This window comes from Gemmatimonas aurantiaca T-27, from assembly GCF_000010305.1.
GTDB classification, from domain to species: domain Bacteria; phylum Gemmatimonadota; class Gemmatimonadetes; order Gemmatimonadales; family Gemmatimonadaceae; genus Gemmatimonas; species Gemmatimonas aurantiaca.
Genome location: NC_012489.1, coordinates 2587528 through 2603330, shown reverse-complemented (window position 1 = coordinate 2603330; position 15803 = coordinate 2587528). Strand labels below are relative to the sequence as shown.

11 protein-coding genes are annotated in these 15803 nt (G+C 63.9%); 7 read left to right on the top strand and 4 right to left on the bottom strand.

Annotation, left to right across the window (positions count from 1 at the left end):
• Positions 1 to 2 precede the first annotated feature (2 nt).
• The gene (locus tag GAU_RS11410) at positions 3 to 1415 is read right to left on the bottom strand and encodes a M16 family metallopeptidase (RefSeq protein WP_012683705.1); all 1413 of its coding nucleotides are present in this window, start codon (positions 1413 to 1415) and stop codon (positions 3 to 5) included.
• A 172-nt stretch (positions 1416 to 1587) separates the two neighbouring features.
• On the opposite strand from GAU_RS11410, the gene GAU_RS11405 reads away from it, so the two are divergent.
• Positions 1588 to 2955 carry an APC family permease gene (locus GAU_RS11405; RefSeq protein ID WP_197525973.1) on the top strand — a complete coding sequence of 456 codons (1368 nt, stop codon included), beginning with the start codon at positions 1588 to 1590 and terminating at the stop codon, positions 2953 to 2955.
• The gene (locus GAU_RS11400; protein WP_012683703.1) at positions 2952 to 3830 is read left to right on the top strand and encodes an MOSC domain-containing protein; all 879 of its coding nucleotides are present in this window, start codon (positions 2952 to 2954) and stop codon (positions 3828 to 3830) included. Before GAU_RS11405 ends, GAU_RS11400 begins: the two co-directional genes overlap by 4 nt.
• Positions 3831 to 3864: 34 nt before the next feature.
• On the opposite strand, the gene GAU_RS11395 is transcribed toward GAU_RS11400, so the two are convergent.
• The gene (locus tag GAU_RS11395) at positions 3865 to 4695 is read right to left on the bottom strand and encodes an alpha/beta fold hydrolase (RefSeq protein WP_083765603.1); all 831 of its coding nucleotides are present in this window, start codon (positions 4693 to 4695) and stop codon (positions 3865 to 3867) included.
• A gap of 230 nt (positions 4696 to 4925) precedes the next feature.
• Here GAU_RS11395 and GAU_RS11390 point away from each other — a divergent pair, with 230 nt between their 5' ends.
• On the top strand, positions 4926 to 8291 hold the full coding sequence (locus tag GAU_RS11390) for an amidohydrolase family protein (RefSeq protein ID WP_012683701.1): 3366 nt from the start codon (positions 4926 to 4928) through the stop codon (positions 8289 to 8291).
• A gap of 490 nt (positions 8292 to 8781) precedes the next feature.
• On the opposite strand, the gene GAU_RS11385 is transcribed toward GAU_RS11390, so the two are convergent.
• Both GAU_RS11385 and GAU_RS11380 read right to left on the bottom strand, forming a co-directional pair.
• Complete coding sequence (locus GAU_RS11385) at positions 8782 to 9204, bottom strand: DUF1801 domain-containing protein (protein ID WP_041266469.1); 423 nt, start codon at positions 9202 to 9204, stop codon at positions 8782 to 8784.
• Positions 9205 to 9351: 147 nt separating this feature from the next.
• Positions 9352 to 10812: a S41 family peptidase gene (locus GAU_RS11380; protein ID WP_012683699.1), complete on the bottom strand. Its 1461-nt coding sequence runs from the start codon at positions 10810 to 10812 to the stop codon at positions 9352 to 9354.
• 213 nt (positions 10813 to 11025) lie between these two features.
• Between GAU_RS11380 and GAU_RS11375 the strand changes: the two genes are divergently transcribed.
• From GAU_RS11375 to GAU_RS11360, 4 genes are all read left to right on the top strand, one after another.
• The gene (locus GAU_RS11375) at positions 11026 to 12009 is read left to right on the top strand and encodes a hypothetical protein (protein WP_012683698.1); all 984 of its coding nucleotides are present in this window, start codon (positions 11026 to 11028) and stop codon (positions 12007 to 12009) included.
• A 124-nt stretch (positions 12010 to 12133) separates the two neighbouring features.
• Positions 12134 to 13270, top strand: coding sequence for an NAD-dependent epimerase/dehydratase family protein (locus GAU_RS11370; RefSeq protein ID WP_012683697.1), 1137 nt, complete (start codon positions 12134 to 12136; stop codon positions 13268 to 13270).
• 17 nt (positions 13271 to 13287) lie between these two features.
• On the top strand, positions 13288 to 13959 hold the full coding sequence (locus GAU_RS11365; protein ID WP_012683696.1) for a DUF305 domain-containing protein: 672 nt from the start codon (positions 13288 to 13290) through the stop codon (positions 13957 to 13959).
• A gap of 47 nt (positions 13960 to 14006) precedes the next feature.
• Positions 14007 to 15797 carry an LVIVD repeat-containing protein gene (locus GAU_RS11360; RefSeq protein WP_012683695.1) on the top strand — a complete coding sequence of 597 codons (1791 nt, stop codon included), beginning with the start codon at positions 14007 to 14009 and terminating at the stop codon, positions 15795 to 15797.
• The last annotated feature ends 6 nt before the right edge of the window (positions 15798 to 15803 follow it).

The window sequence follows — 15803 nt, the reverse complement described above, 5'->3', positions numbered from 1 at the left end:
CATCAGTTGTTTCCTCCCTGGGCCGACGTGAGGGCGAGTTCCTTCTTGCCCTCGGGCACCACCGTGAGCACGATCTTCGGCTGCAGCACATACTGGCGCGCCACACGCTGCAGGTCTGCGGACGTCAAGCGCTCGTAACGCGCGAGATCCTGTGCCATGTAGTCGGGAGTTCCAGTGTAGTAGTTGTAGTAACTCAGTTGCGTGGCTTTGCCGAGCACTGATGACAGGCGGTCGAGCATCGAGGCGCGCATGCCGTTCTTCACACGGGTGAGTTCGCGGTCGGTGACGCCCGACGTGGCGATGTCGTTCAGCGTCTTCCGGATTTCGACATCCATCTCCCGGGGGTGCACGCCGGGTTTGGCCGTCGCGGTGAGCATGATGAGACCATCGAGCTTCTGCGAGGTGTTGCCCATGCTCACGTCCTGCGCGATCTGCTTCTCGTACACGAGCGTGCGGTACAGGCGCGAGCTCTTGCCACCAGCAATGATGTCGGTCAGCGCGTCGAGCGCGGCATCATCGGGTGAAAACGCCTTCACACCGTGCCACGCGTAGTACGCCCGCGGCAACTGTACGCGGTCTTCCATGACCAACACGGTGTCTTTCGCGATGCGCACCTCGGGGACGGTCGGGCGTACCACGGGCTGCGCGCTGCGGGGAATGCTGCCGAAGTACTTCGTGACCTGCGCCTTCACCGAATCCGCGTTGAAATCGCCGGCAATGGTGATGGTGGCGTTGTTGGGCGCGTAATACTGCCGGAAGAAATCCTTCACGTCGTCCAGCGCCGCAGCACTCAGATCGGCCATCGAACCAATCACCGGCCACGAATACGGATGATTGGACGGAAACATCACGGGCAGAATGGTTTCGAACGCCCGGCCATAGGGCACGTTGTCGTAACTCTGCCGACGCTCATTCTGCACGACACCGCGCTGCAGGTCGAGCTTTTCCTGATCCATCGTGGGCAGCAGCCAACCCATACGATCGGCGTCCAGCCACAGCATGAGGGGCAGGGCGTTCGACGGGCCGGTCTCGTAGTAGTTGGTGCGATCGAAATTGGTGGAGCCATTGTTGCTGGCACCCGCCGCTTCCAGCCACTCGTCGAACTTGCCCACCGGCACGTTCTGCGACCCCATGAACATCACGTGTTCAAAAAGATGGGCGAACCCGGTGCGCCCCTTCTTTTCGTCGCCTGAGCCGACCTTGTAAAAGCCTTCCACGGCGATGATGGGCACCGAACGATCCACGTGCAGGATCACTTCGAGGCCATTGGGCAGCGAGTACTTCTCGTGGGGAATCGACGGCGCAGACTGGGCTGACAGCGATGCCGTGGCCAGCAAGGCGGCCGCCGCAGCCAGTGAGCCGAGCGTGGCCCTGACGAGCGCACCGCGGGGGCGAGGAGCGTGGGATACGTTCATGGGGTGTGTGAACGAGGGGACAAACGGGTAGCGAGACAAATGTACTGACCGCACTTTGGCGCCATGAGATCTTCGAAGTTCTTGCCTGATTCTACGCCACTGGCACGGCGAGGGGTTCACGACGTGGGACCGGCCGCTCCGGCAGATGACCGGGGGACCCTGTGATCGCCCCATGACCCAATCTTCTGACGTCCGCTACGCGGCGCGGCTGGGCACCTTCTCGGGGACGATGCTGGTCGTCGGCGGTATCATCGGCGCCGGCATCTTCCTCTCGCCCTCCATCGTGGTGCAGCGGGTGGGCACAGCCCCCCTGACCATGGGCGCCTGGGGGCTCGGCGCGGTCGTCGCCATCATCGGCGGCTTTGTATACGCCGAACTGGGGGCACGTCGCCCGAAGGCAGGTGGGACCTATGTGTACCTGCGCGAAGCCTTTGGCACGTTGCCGGCCTTTCTCTATGGCTGGGCGCTCTTTCTGATCATCGGCACGGGGGCCATCGCTGCGGTGGCCATGACCGGCGCGAACTATCTGGCCGAACTGCTTGGCTTGCCCGCCGAGGCGGGACGCCCGATTGCCATCGCGCTCATCGTGGTTCTGACGGCGCTCAACGTGGCCGGTGTCCGCATCGGTGCCACCACGGGCAACGTGCTGACGGTGCTCAAGCTGTCGGCCATCGCGCTGCTGGTGGTCGCGGCGTTGGTACTCTCGCCCCGAGCCGATGCGGTGCTCCCTGTCGCCGCGGTACCTGTGACGCTCACACCCCCCACCGGCTGGAGCGACACCATTGCCGCCATGGGGGCGGCCCTCGTGCCCGTGCTCTTTTCCTTTGGCGGTTGGCAGCAGACGAACGCGGTGGCCGAAGAGCTGGTGGATCCGGCGCGCACCCTGCCAAAGGTGCTGATCCTGGGCGTGTTGATCGTGGCAGCCACGTATCTGCTGGTCAACATGGCCTACCTCCGTGCGCTGGGCCTCGAAGGACTGGCTGCCTCGCGGGCGCCGGCCGCCGATTCCATGCAGATCTATCTCGGACCCGTCGGTCGCACGCTCATCACATTTGGCATCGTGACGTCCACGGTGGGGTTCCTGAGTATGGTCATCCTCATGTCGGCGCGCGTGTACCAGGCCATGGCGGCCGATGGACTGTTCTTCCGCAGCATGGCACAGCTACACCCGCGCACGCAGACACCGGTGTCGGCGCTGCTCTGGCAGGGAGTGGTGGCCCTGGTGCTGCTGCTGTCGGGTACCTACGGCCAATTGCTCGACTACGTCGTATTCGCTGACTGGATCTTCTTCGGGAGCACCGCCGCTACGTTGTTCGTGCTGCGGGCGCGGGATGCCGCGCGCGGTGAGCACATCGCGGTGCGTGCGCCCGGGCACCCGTTCACCACCGTGTTGTTCGTCGCGGCGGCCGGGTATGTGGTGATCGGCTCGGTTGTCTCCAATCCGGGCAACGCCCTGCGCGGGGCGGCATTGCTCGCACTGGGGCTACCGGTGTATGCCTATTGGATGCGACAGCGATCCCGCTCTGAGCGCTCCCCATGAATTCTCCCGTACAGCCTGACCCCACCCCGATCGGCCCGTACGTCGCCGGGTTGACGATCTATCCGATCAAGTCGGCCAGCGGCATCGACGTGAGCGAACTGGTACTCGACGAACGTGGGGCGATGGGTGATCGCCGATGGTTGCTGGTCGATCCGGAGGGTGGCGCCATCACCGCGCGCGAGTGCCATGCCATGCTGCGCATTGTCCCGTCGTTTCTCGACGAGGCCGATCGTGAGGGCGGACTGTGGCTCTCGGCCGATGGGGAACCGTTGCTGCATGTCGCCGTGCCGTCGTCGCACGCCGACCGGCGTCGCGTGGTGGTCTGGGATGACGCCGTCATCGCGCATGATGCCGGTGATGACGCCGCCGATTGGTGTTCCCGGGTGATCGGCCGCGATGCGCGCCTGGTGCGGATCTTCGACGATTCACGCCGCCCACTCAAGCCCAAATACGCTGGCCCCCTCTCACCAGAGGGCCGGGATGTCGCGTTCACCGATGGCGCGCCACTCATGATGCTCGGCCTGCCCAGCATCGACACGCTCAATGCGCATCTGGCGGCGCGAGGGCATCCCGACGATATGGATCGCCGGCGGTTTCGCGCCAATGTGTGGATCGCCGGTATCACTGCCCATCAGGAAGACACCTGGCGTCTCGTGCGCATCGGTGACGTCACGCTGGGGGCTGGTACACTGTGCGCGCGCTGCGTGCTAACCACGGTGGATCCTGACACGCGTCAGCAGGGCACCGAGCCCCTGCGTACCCTGGCTGGCTATCGACGCATGGAAGGGTTGGTGATGTTCGGTGTGAACTTCACACACGACGCCCCCGGAGTCATTCAGGTCGGCGATGCCGTGATGGTGGAGTCGTTGCGCTGAAGCCGATGGCTGATGCGTGTGCGATGCCGCGCGCTCAGCCCCGCAGGAACGCGACGGTGGCGTCGACCACGGCCGCGTCACGCAGGATGCGGCGATGTCCCAGCCCGTCCACCGGCATCAGCGCCGCCTGGCGCCAGTGCGCCGCGATGCGTTCACCATCGCTGAAAGGCACTTCACGATCATCACGGGCGTGAATGACCAGCGCTGCCGTATCCACGTGTTCGAGAAGTTCCAGCACATCCACGGGGCGATGGCCACGCCGCACCACGTGGTGATGGAATCGCTCAATGAATCGTGTCGTGGCACGCGGCGGCATCTGCATCACGGCGGCATACCGACCCAGCACATCCCGCAGCGATGCCGGACTGGCGATACTCACCACCCGCCGCGCCTCCAGCCCGGCGGCCAATGCGATGGCGATGCTGCCACCCCCCATCGAATGGCCGACCAGGCCATGTAACGGTCCGAACTCGCGCGATACCCGGGCGAGCGCATCGGCGAACCGATAGGGATCTGCTCGGCGTCCACTGGATCGTCCATGGGCCGGTCCGTCGATGGCTAGGATGCGATATCCCGCCTGCAGCAGGGGTGGGACAAAGGTGGCGAACTGCGTGGCGCGTCCTTCCCACCCGTGGATCAACGCCACCGTCGGACCATCGCCGGCTTCCAGGAGCGAGAGGCCGTCGCTCAGTCGACGGCGCGTGGCCAGCATCTCCAGCGCCAACTCCCAGTCGCGTGGGGCGTGCCGACGCGGCATGGAGAACAACTGCTGATTCAATCGCGCGGTCAGGGAGGGTGCCACACGACCCAGCGTGCGGTTGGCCCCCCGGACAATCCGGAGTGAAGCGGGGATGGACTCGGTCACTCCTGAAGTATCGTCGGAGACCGCGCCAACCAACAGCGCGGTTGGTGACACTGCTCAGTAGTTCCTGGGCAGGGACCGACCGAGTCTGGACGACGACGCGATCCCGCGCGTTCTTCGGGGACATCGTTTCTGTGCCACACAGCGTAACACAGCCGTCGTCCGTGTTCAGGCGCGGACAGTCCAGAAGGAGAGCCTCTGGCACCGATGTCCATCACGGGAGAGATCAGCAGATGAAACACTGGGACGTCCGCACGGCGGCAGGTGTACTCGCCGCCGCCTTGGCCGCAGCCGCTGCCCTGGACCCCGCCTTACTCCCGGCGCAGGCACCGACGCCGCCAGCCGCCCAGGCGCGTGCTGCCGGCGAGCAATGGGACATTACGGCCGCGCGTGGCAAGACGCGTGACATCGACTTCACCACCACCGAAGGCACGTGGATGTCCACCGACATCACGGCCGACGGACAGTGGATCTATTTCGATCTGCTCGGACATGTGTATCGCATGCGCGCCACTGGTGGCGACGCCGAGGTCCTGACGCAGAACAGCGGCGTGGCCCTCAACTACCAGCCACGTGTGTCGCCCGATGGCAAGCTGGTCGCGTTCATCACCGATCGGCGCGGCATGCAGAACCTCTGGGTGATGAACGCCGACGGTAGCAACCCGCGTGCGGTGGCCACCGACAATGCGTCCAACATGGCCGAACCGGCGTGGACCCCTGACGGCCGTTTCATCATCGTGCGTCGCAGCGGTGGCGGAAACGCCGAAGGCGGCGGTGGTGCCGGTGGTCTCTACATGTACCACCGCGATGGTGGACAGGGCGTCCAGCTCGTGACCGGTGGTGTCTGGCCGAGCGTGAGCAAGGACGGGAAGTTCCTGTACTATCACGTGAACATGTCGAACGTGACCACCAAGGACCTCACGGCGGGCCAGTTGCAGTTGCGCCGCTGGAGTTTCGAGACCGGTGAAGTGGTCGACGTGACGAGTGGTGAGAACGTCGGTGCCGCAGCCGGTCGTTTCTCGAGCGGTGGTGGTGCCGCTCCCGAGATCTCGCCCGATGGTCGTTGGCTCGCGTTTGCCCGTCATATTCCGGACGGCGTGCTCGACTTCAAGGGCCACAAATACGGCCCGCGCTCGGCCCTTTGGCTGCGCGACCTGAAGACCGGTACCGAGCGCATGCTGATGGACCCGATCGAGCCCGTGGCGATCAGTGCCGGCAAGGTCTTGGGCGCGTTACCCCGCTATCGGTGGGCGGCGGACGGACAGAGCCTCGTGATCACGCAGGGTGGCAAGATCCGTCGCGTGGCCGCTGCCACCGGTGCGGTGACCACCATCCCCTTCTCGGCCAAGGTGCATCGCACCATCTCCGAGATGGCACGCAAGGAGTTCCGCATCAGCGATGGACCCGTGGAAGCGCAGTTCGTGCGTTGGCCCGCCTCCACGACCGATGGCAAGAAGATCGTCTTCCAGGCGCTCGGACACATCTACGCGCAGGATGGTGCGACGGGTACGCCCAAGCGTCTCACACCGGACACGTTCAAGCCGCTCGAGTACGCGCCGGCGATCAGTCCCGACGGCAAGTGGGTGGCGTTCGTGACGTTCGATGACGCCGCACGGGGCAACATGTACAAGGTGGCCATCACGGGCGGTGCGCCGGTGAAGCTCACACGTGATCCGGGTGACTACGTCGATCCCGTCTGGACGCCCGATGGTGCGCAGGTGGTGGTCGGTCTCGGCGAGGGCGCCACGGCGCGCGGCCGTACCATCACCCACAATGCCTGGTATGATCTCGTGCGCTTCAGCGCGGCGGGCAACGACACGGGCATCACCGTGGCGTCGGCCATCAAGCCCACCGGCGCGGCGCAGGGCAATGAAGCGCGTCGTCAGTTGCTGCGTCCGAGCTTTGGTCCGGAAGGACGGTTGTTCTATCCGGAGCAGCGCGCGAATCGCCCCGGTGCACCGGGCGGCGTGGCCCTCATGAGCGTCAAGCTCGATGGCAGCGACAAGCGCACGCACCTGACGTTCCCGGCGGCCGATGAAATCGTGCCGAGCCCCGATGGACAGTGGGTGGCCTTCCAGGAAGGCGACAATGTGTACGTGACGGCGATGGCATGGGGCGGCACGGGCGGTGATGCGGAACGCATCGAAAAGCGTCGCGGCATCTTCCCGGTCACGCAGCTCTCGCGTGATGGCGGCATCTTCCCGCGCTGGCGGGACGCCAAGTCGCTCGAGTGGGGCAGTGCGAAGCAGTACTTCTCGCACAACGTCGATACCAAGAAGACGGACACGGTCACGCTCTCGGTGAGTGGTGCGCGTGGCGCCGTGGCCAAGGGTACGGTGGCCATCACGGGGGCGCGCATTCTCACGATGAACAAGCGTGAGGTGATCGAGCGCGGCACGATCGTGATCAAGGATGGTCGTATCACCTGTGTGGCAGCCAACTGCAGCACGGCCGGTGCGGGTAAGGTGGTCGATGCCGCAGGCAAGACGATCATCCCCGGATGGGTCGACATGCATGCGCACCACTATCGCGAGTGGCGTGGCATGCGGCCGCCGCACGACTTCGAGCAGTCCATTTACCTCGCGTACGGCGTGACGTCGTCGATGGACGTGAGCACGTGGAGCCAGAACGTCTTCCCGACCGGTGAGCTGATCGAAACGGGCGACATGATCGGATCGCGTACCTTCAGCACGGGTGACAACGTGAGCCGCGGCGATGGCGCGCGCACGAACGACATCTCCAGCTACGCGATCGCGCAGGCCACCGTGGCTCGTCTCAAGAGCTGGGGCGCGGTGCAGATCAAGCAGTATGCGCAGCCGCGTCGCGACCAGCGTCAGTGGCTCACCGATGCGGCGCGTGTGGCCAACCTGAACGTGACGTCCGAAGGTGGTACGCTCTTCGAAAATCTCGGCATGATCATGGACGGTCAGACCGGATGGGAACACTCGCACGGCGAAGTTCTGATGTACTCCGATGTATCTACGTTCCTCGGCAAGGCCGAAGCGACCTACTCGCCCACGCTGGTGGTGAGTGGCCCGTCGAGCTGGAACATCGAGTACTGGTTCGCCGAGCGTGACTGGTGGACGGATGCGAAGATCCGCACGTGGTTCCCGTGGCGCAGCCTGATCTCGCCGTTGCGTGTGCGGCAACTGCGTCCCAAGACCGACTACAGCTACCCGATCATCTCGCAGGCGATGGCCGATGTGATCAAGGCCGGCGGATATTCGGCCCTGGGTTCACATGGCGAACTGCACGGCCTGGCCGCCCACTGGGAAGTGTGGATGGGTGAACCGGGGCTCGGTGCGCACGGTACGCTGGAAGTGGCATCGCTGCAGAGTGCGCGTTTCCTTGGTGCCGACAAGGATCTGGGCTCGCTCGAAGTGGGCAAGCTGGCCGATCTCATGATTCTCAACAGCAACCCACTGGAGAAGATCCAGAACACGCTGGACATGAAGTGGGTCATGAAGGGCGGTGTGTTGTACGATGCCACGTCGCTCGACGAGGAGTGGCCGGTGGCCCGCAAGTACGGGCCGAAGTACTGGATGAGCGAAGAGAACCTGCAGCAGAACGAGAAGAAGAGCACGCAGCACGATCGCTGATCGTCGCTGGTGAAACGAGAACGGGCCCGGTGCAAAATGCATCGGGCCCGTTGTGGCAACAGGTCTGTTCTATTTTGGGATAGAAACGGTGACCGACGCTGATCGACACTCAGGGCCGCACTGTTTCCCATTGGGATAGGTCACGCGATACTCTGGCCGGACGGGATGCGTGAGAGTTCCCTGCGCGGTCGTAACGACGATCTGGCCCTCGCTTGCCGTGAAGTCCCTGAAGGTGTGTACGGTGCCGCAAGAGACTGGCGTGGCGCAGCTGAAGACCTCTGGCGTCTGGCCCGGAGCTTGTGCCGTGATGGTGAAACTGCTGGTGGGCAGGGCGTCCAGCGTGACGCGGAGCCCACCAACACATCCGATGAGCGTGCAGTCTCTGCTTCCGAAGGGGTTGTCACATCCTCCAAGCAGTACAACCGCGGTCAAGCCACACAGGGAGCGTATCTGACGAATTAGGACCATTGCCGGTAGGTGAGGGTGAGCGCTACCTGGATCGCTTTTTCAGCGCAGCGGCTTTTTTCGCTCGCACCTTGGGCGACGCCAGTCGAGGATCGCCCAGTGTCGCATCGAGTTCGAGTGCGGCCTTGACCAGGCGACGGGCTCGAGCAGCAGGAATGTTCATGCCTTCCCGCAGTTCGAGCGTCGCCATTTCGAACTTGCCCCCGGGTCGCAGGCGTGGTTCAATGTCTTGCAATCGCTGACCTCGCCAGAAGCCGAAGAGGACACGCTCGTCTTCCGCGCGGATAAGCAAGACGGGATTCTCTGTGGAGTACACGAGGTGTCCCCACTTCACGGCTTCACTCAGTGCTTTGGATGCACGCACGGCTGCGCGCAATGTCGTGACCAGCTCCAGACGCCAGCCATCCAAGCCTTGCACGTAGGCGTCTGGTGATGCGACGGCGACCATCTTCTTCACAGCAACTCTCGAGGCATCGTGGTGGGGTGCGGACCACTATCGCGTGCGATGATCGGTGATGATATGAATGATGTGCATCGCACGGTATTGCGCCAGCGAAACGGGAGGAGGTGACATCAGCGCAATTCTTGGCGGCGGTCACTTCGCAAATCGGCGCTCCATCTCGGTGATGGGATCGGCAACGGAGGACCATCGCACCCGCACTGCTGGGGCAATGCCTTTGCCCCGCATGCCACGCAACGGCAGATCGGCATGCGCCGTGATGGTGGGATAGCCCAACGCCCAACGGCGATCGCCCGTGCCCAAGGAAATGACCTGTGTGCTCTGGTAGTCGAGTGCGCCCGCGGTTGCCTCTCCAATCACCACTGCCCTGGTGCTCCGCAGTGCTTTGAGAACGAGCACCTCCGCGGCGCTCACTGTGCCCCCATCGACCATGACCGCCACGCGCCAGTTACCGGCATGACTGGGTTCAACGCCCGTACTCCCCGGCAAGCCGTCGAGCGGCACCAGCGATCCCGTTTCCGTCTCCAGCCGTTGCAGGATGCGTCGGGCTGCGGCACTGGTGTCGCCGCCAACGATTCGGCGTGCGTAGGCCAACTGGGCTGGCGACGCGAGCATCACGGCCGTACCGCTGTCGTAAGGCGTGGGTTTGCGTGTGGTGCTGGCCAGGTACGGATTGAGCGCGCGGGTGGTGCCGGCGCCGCCGCCTTCGTTACCGCGAAGATCGACGATCAGAAGGGGACGGGATCGTATCGCTTCATCATGCGCACCGATCAGGCTGTCGAGACGGCGTGTGTATTGCGGATCGTGTGAGGGAATGGAGACCACGACCGAACGCTGTCGTACGACGACGGTCGGACGATGGGCATCGACCGGATCGAGCATGTCTGCTCGCCGCGCATCGGTCGGATAGGCCTTGCCCCAGATGCCTGGTGAGAGGCGCAGCAGATCGTTGCGGTGCAGGGTGGCCAACAGGTCGATCTCCGCAAAGGCCCGTGTCCAGAGCTTCACACGATACCGGTCTGGCGCCATGCGTTGAATCTCCGCTCGCACCGTGCCGACGGGCCAACTGACGGTATCCGCTGTCAGCACCACGGCAACATAGGCACCCGGACTTCCCGAGGGATCCGGGACAACGCCGAGCCGCAGGTTCCCTTCGTACCAGATACCCTCGATGGCATCGACTTTCCTGCGTCGCACGATCGAGGCCCGAAGCTCCTCCTCCGTGAGAGCCATGTGTCGCAGACGAGACTGCACGTCATGCGCCGTGGCCGTGTCGGCACTCTGGCTCTGAAAGACGAACAAGTGTGGATCGGCATACCACTGCGTATATGCCGACAGCACCGGATAACATGTGCGAAACGGCGTGGTGTCAGCACGCCCCCGCAGCGAGTGCAGCAGGTTCGTGTGCGCCTGCGCACGGTTGCCGGTCACTTCGAGCAGATGGCCGGCGTAGTTGGTGCGGACTTTGCTATCCAGCGAATCCAACGAAGTCCGGCAGGTGGCCGGTTGACCCTCCAAAGCGGAGGGTGCCAGCAGCGCCGAACTCGCGACAACGGTCAGCGACAACAACAACGCATGGGGAATGGCAGTGGGCATCGTCCCGGCATTGGAGAGAAAATTGGTACGCGGTGGTCCTTTGGGGTGCCTACGGATGAGCGATCTACGGGTTTCTGTCTTTCTGGTGTCCATCCGTGCTGTGGTGGTGACGCAGTGTTTCTGAGTGACCCCCGTTGCCAGGCAGAGCGACCGCAGCGCTTCGCGAACGATCCATTTTGGGAGTAACATCATGGTCTGCCAGATCCAGTCTCCATGTCCGTCTGGCGTCCGAAGATTCCCGAGCCCAGGATCGCCGTGTCGAGTTACGTCGTGCTCAACTTCGAAGACAAAATCGGCAGCACCGCCAAAGGCGCCGCCGACAGCACCATTCTTGCCTTGACCCACCGTTATGAGACTCGAAAACAGCGCTCAGGGTTGGGTCGCATGTTTTTGGGCAAGCACAAGGTGAATGAGCACCGGTGTGTGCAAGAGCTACCCATGGTGGGGTTCACAACCGATGCCACCACGCTGCAGACCATTCGGCAGGCCTGTGCATCGGCGGAGAAGGTGTATCTGGTGCTTCATGGCGATCCCCGCACCACCGATACGGCCTACACCAACGCCATCGGCAAGGTGGGTGTGGTCAACCTGTGCAGCAGCGCGCAACTCGCGGCGTTCCTGTCGGGCGTGCTCCCTCGGAAGGATCACCAGAAGATCGCGCTGGTCATGTGTTATGGCGCGCGCTGCAAGGACTACCGCAGCGCGAACGTGAACCATCAGGGGGCCATGGGGATCAATGACCTCAAGACCAGCTTTGCGTATCGCCTGGTGTATGAGTTGGTGCAGCTCGGGTTCAATCCGCTCGTGAGCGCCGTCACCGGCAAGATCCAGCACAACGCGCAGACCGGACATGCGCTGATCGAGCGGGAAGAGCTCATCGACATCAACATGGAGCTCGCGGAAGCCAGCCGGACCTTCACACAGGATGCCAAGCTGCACGGCGGCGGCGGCGAATTCAAAAAGACCGATGAAGGCAAGCGTCAGTTCGACGGCATCAAGGACATCCAGGCGCAATTGCAGCAGGCCCGCACGCACCTGCCGCAGGGTGACGAATCCAACAAGTACGGCAAGCTGGTCTTCAAGTACAAAAACGCCACACTGAAGATCGTCAACAAGTACGGCGGACAGGGCGCCAACGCGGTAACGGCAGGCACCGTGCTCTACAGCGGTGCGCTGGTGACGCCAGGCGCCGCGTGAGCCGAGGGGTACCTTGGACGGGGTGAGCCGCCGGGGCTCACCCGCGAGTGCTTCTAACGTTTCGGTGAATGGCGTCGTACACTTGGGATCAGCGCTGTGCCCCTGAACCCACGCCCTGCCCACCATGTACAACCGCCGCGAGTTCCTCGGTACCGGGCTTGCCGCCCTGGGCGCCGCCTCTGCCGCCTCACTCGCCCCAGGATTGCTGCGTGCAGCGCCTGCATGGGCACCGGCCCCCAAGAAGATCCTCGTGCTCGGCGGTACCGGCTTTGTCGGACCGCACAACGTGCGCGAAGCACTCAAGCGCGGACATCAAGTCACGATCTTCAATCGTGGTCGCAGCGGGAAGGGCATGTTCGGCAAGGACGTCGAGGAGCTCGCGGGCGATCGCGCCAGTGACTTGAGCGCCTTGAAGGGCCGCAAGTGGGACGCGGTCATCGACGAATCGGCGTCGCTCTCCAGTGCTCCGGAGTGGGTGAAGCTGTCCACCGAAGTGCTGCGCGACTCCGTCGACCAGTATCTCTTCATCTCCACGCGCTCGGTCTACTATGACCTGAGCTCCGTGCCGATGAACAGCAATGCGCCGGTGCTGACGCTCGAGAACTCGCCCATCGAAGCCGGCAAGCCGCTCACCTATGGCCACGCCAAGGCGTATGCCGAGAAAGCGGCGCACGCGGCCATGCCGGGGCGCGTGACGGTGGTACGTCCCGGACTCATTGTCGGACCGGAAGACGACACGGATCGGTTCACGTACTGGCCGGTGCGCGCGGCGCGTGGTGGTGAGATGCTCGCGCCGGGCGATGGCAGCGATCACGTGCAGATCATCGATGTACGCGATCTCATGAAGTTCTGCGTCACGCTCTGCGAGAGCCGCACCTTCGGCGTGTTCAACGGCGTTGGCCCACAGGGGGGCATGCCGTTCAAGGAGTTCCTCGCCCGGGTGCAGAAGGGTGTTGGCGCCAATCCCAGTTACACCTGGGTCGATGCCGACTTCCTGCGTGAACAAGGCCATGCGCCTTATGGACGTGAACTGCCCGTGTTTCAGGTGATGCGTGGCCGTACGGCGGGTTTTGCCCGCTTCGATCTGACACCGGAGCTCAAGGCCGGACTGACCATTCGTCCGATGGAAGACACGGCGCGCGATACACTGGCTTGGTGGAAGACGCTGCCCGCCGAACGGCAGGCCGCGCCCAAGACCGGTTTCTCGCCGGCCCGTGAGGCGGAGCTGTTGGCCATGTGGAAGGCCCGCAAGCCCAAGTGATTCCCTTAGGTGAGCTCATGAACATTCGCACACACACGCACCGCCTGTTGATACTTGGCTCGCTGGTGTTGTTCGGCGCCTGTGCGTCGGGCACGCCAGCGGCCAAGCGCCCACTGACGCCGGCGCAGATGGCCGCGCTCGACGGCGGTATTCCGCCGTATACGGCCGCCGATGTTTCGTTCATGCAGGGCATGATCGGTCACCATGCGCAGGCGGTGACCATGTCCTCCTTTGCCGAAGCCAATGGTGCCAGTTCTGAAGTGAAGGTGCTGGCTGGGCGTATCTCGGTGGCACAAACCGACGAGATCGCGTTCATGCAGAGCTGGCTGCGCACCCGCAAGAAGGAGGTGCCGTCGGGCAACATGGAGCAGATGGCGCACGCGCATCACGCCGGTATGGATATGGGTGCGGCACAGACCGGTGCGGCATCGGCCATGATGCCGGGCATGCTGACGCCCGCCCAGATGGACACGCTCAAGGTGGCCAAGGGTGGCGCCTTCGATTGGTACTTCCTGACGTTCATGATCCAGCACCATCGTGGCGCGATCAACATGGTCGACGAGCTGATGTCGGCCAAAGGTTCGGCCAACGACGATGATGTGTTCAAGTTCGTGTCCGATGTGGTCGCCGATCAGAGCACCGAAATCGATCGCATGGAACTGTTGCTTCGCACCCGTCCGAAACCCTGATGTACCCTCTGTTCCCTCCCACGCCACCCTCCACGTCACCGCCCCCGATGCGAACCCCGTTTCGATCCCTGTTGCGCAGCCTCCCGTTGTTGGCGGTCAGTGCCACGGTGGCACAGGTCGCGCTGACCACCGAGGCTGTCGCCCAGCCGTCGCCTGATCCGCGTGTTGGTCTCAAGGCGGGCTGGTTCGACGCCGGTACGGCCGAGTGGAACATGAAGCTCGTGTCCACGACCAAGCCGTCCGAGTCCTTCCTCAACATGAGCACGCCCGGTGACGCGCGGCTGAAGAACTCCGATCTGGCCTTCAGCGGCAACCTGGTTTTCCAGGGCAACTACAGCGGCTGGCAGGTGTGGGACATCGCCAATCCGCGGAAGCCCAAGCTCCGCACCGCGATGGTGTGCCCCGGCTCGCAGTCCGACGTCACGGTCTATGGGAACCTGCTGTTTGTGTCGGCGGAGGCGGTTGCCGGTCGCATCGACTGTGGCCTGACGGGTGTGGAGGCGGAGGTCAGCAAGGAGCGTGCGCGCGGCATCCGCATCTTCGATATCAGCGATGTCGCCAAGCCGAAGTCCGTGGCCATGGTGCAGACCTGCCGCGGTTCGCACACCAACACGCTGGTGACCGACCCGAAGGATCCGGAGAACGTGTACATCTACGTGTCGGGGTCTGCTGGCGTACGGTCCAGCGAAGAGCTGGCCGGGTGTTCCGCGCTCGCGCCGGATGTCGATCCGAACAGCGCGCTGTTCCGCATCGAAGTGATCAAGGTGCCGGTGAAGAATCCGTCGGCCGCGGCCATCGTGAGCTCACCGCGCATTTTCGAAGGACTGGGCGAAGCGGTGCGCCACGGCGACGCGCCGTCCGATCGCCGCGAACGGCCGGCCGGTTCGCCGGCGCGCCCGTCGGTCGCGGGGCGTGGTCCGACGCAGTGCCACGACATCACCACCTACCCGGCGGTGGGCCTCGCCGGCGGTGCGTGCAGCGGCTACGGCATCCTGCTCGACATCAGCGATATCAAGAATCCGAAGCGCCTCTATGCGGCTGCTGATACGAACATGTCGGCGTGGCATTCGGCGACCTTCAGCAACGACGGCAGCAAGGTGTTGTTCTCCGACGAGTGGGGTGGCGGGACGGCGCCGCGTTGCCGCGCGACCGACAAGAAGGAATGGGGCGCCGACGCCATCTTCGTGCGCAACGGCGACAAGCTCGATTTCAAGAGCTACTTCAAGCTGCCGGCCGCGCAGACCAGCCAGGAAAACTGCGTGTCGCACAATGGTTCACTGATCCCGATCCCGGGTCGTGAAGTCATGGTGCAGTCGTGGTACCAAGGTGGTGTGAACGTGTTCGACTGGACCGATCCCAATCACGCCTACGAGATCGCGTACTTCGATCGTGGTCCCATGGATGCTACGGCACTCGTCAGCGCCGGTCACTGGTCGGCCTACTGGTACAACGGCATGATCTACGGTTCGGAAATCGCGCGTGGTCTGGACGTGTGGGAGCTCACGCCGAGCGAACACATCTCGAAGAACGAACTCGAAGCGGCCAAGTTGGTGAAGTTCGCGTACTTCAATGCCCAGGAGCAGCCGCATTTTGTGTGGCCGGCGGCATTTGTGGTGGCCCGTTCGTACACCGATCAGATGGCGCGAAACACGGCGGTGCAGAAGACCTGGCTCTCGGGCGTGACCACACAGCTCGACGCCGCCGAAAAGGCCAAGGGGGCGGCGCGCTCGACGGCGCTCAACAAGCTCGCGGCGCAGCTCGATCAGGACGCTGCCAGCAACCCGGAGTCCGCGCGGGTGAAGGCGCTGAGTGCCGTGGTGAAGGATCTGGCGAAGTAAGCGGTA

Coding starts and splice junctions, on each gene's coding strand:
- GAU_RS11390 (WP_012683701.1), top strand. CDS start 4,926: ATGAAACACTGGGACGTCCGCACGGCGGCAGGTGTACTCGCCGCCGCC.
- GAU_RS11410 (WP_012683705.1), bottom strand. CDS start 1,415: ATGAACGTATCCCACGCTCCTCGCCCCCGCGGTGCGCTCGTCAGGGCC.
- GAU_RS11400 (WP_012683703.1), top strand. CDS start 2,952: ATGAATTCTCCCGTACAGCCTGACCCCACCCCGATCGGCCCGTACGTC.
- GAU_RS11375 (WP_012683698.1), top strand. CDS start 11,026: ATGTCCGTCTGGCGTCCGAAGATTCCCGAGCCCAGGATCGCCGTGTCG.
- GAU_RS11370 (WP_012683697.1), top strand. CDS start 12,134: ATGTACAACCGCCGCGAGTTCCTCGGTACCGGGCTTGCCGCCCTGGGC.
- GAU_RS11360 (WP_012683695.1), top strand. CDS start 14,007: ATGCGAACCCCGTTTCGATCCCTGTTGCGCAGCCTCCCGTTGTTGGCG.
- GAU_RS11365 (WP_012683696.1), top strand. CDS start 13,288: ATGAACATTCGCACACACACGCACCGCCTGTTGATACTTGGCTCGCTG.
- GAU_RS11385 (WP_041266469.1), bottom strand. CDS start 9,204: ATGGTCGCCGTCGCATCACCAGACGCCTACGTGCAAGGCTTGGATGGC.
- GAU_RS11405 (WP_197525973.1), top strand. CDS start 1,588: ATGACCCAATCTTCTGACGTCCGCTACGCGGCGCGGCTGGGCACCTTC.
- GAU_RS11380 (WP_012683699.1), bottom strand. CDS start 10,812: ATGCCCACTGCCATTCCCCATGCGTTGTTGTTGTCGCTGACCGTTGTC.